We start from the raw sequence: 390 nt of genomic DNA, 5'->3' as shown, positions 1-390 counted from the left end.
ACTATAGAAGGTTTTCAAAACTTTAAAATATGTGAACAACAAAGCGATCTACAATCATTTTATATATCTTTAGAAGATTTTGAAGAAATACTTGAAGAAGAAGAAGGCTTTTTTAATAAAAAATTAAGATTAAAAAAAGATAAAATACAAAAAAGAATAATGTATACTTTTTGTTACGATACCGAAAGTCATAATTATATAGGCTCTAACAAAAATGAAAGATGGAATGCTGATAATGTACTTGATTTTATTGTAGATATAGAAATAACTAAATCTCCTATAAATAATGCTATTCCAATAAGTTTAATCTTTAAAACATTTTCTTGTACATCAGATAATTTATTTTTTGATATTGGTTTTGTAATAGATAATATTCACTTTATAAAAAAA

The 390-nt window shown here is 21.5% G+C and carries 1 protein-coding gene; it reads left to right on the top strand.

Translation table 11 applies throughout. The features are described 5' to 3' along the window. A partial coding sequence (locus OL66_RS03955) for a hypothetical protein (protein ID WP_034172082.1) occupies window positions 1-390 on the top strand: 390 nt, incomplete at both ends.

Origin of the sequence: Chrysanthemum yellows phytoplasma (assembly GCF_000803325.1) — a bacterium.
Classification (GTDB): domain Bacteria; phylum Bacillota_I; class Bacilli_A; order Acholeplasmatales; family Acholeplasmataceae; genus Phytoplasma; species Phytoplasma asteris.
Note: the sequence above shows the minus strand (reverse complement) of the source record. Positions and strands in the feature narration are given on the sequence as shown.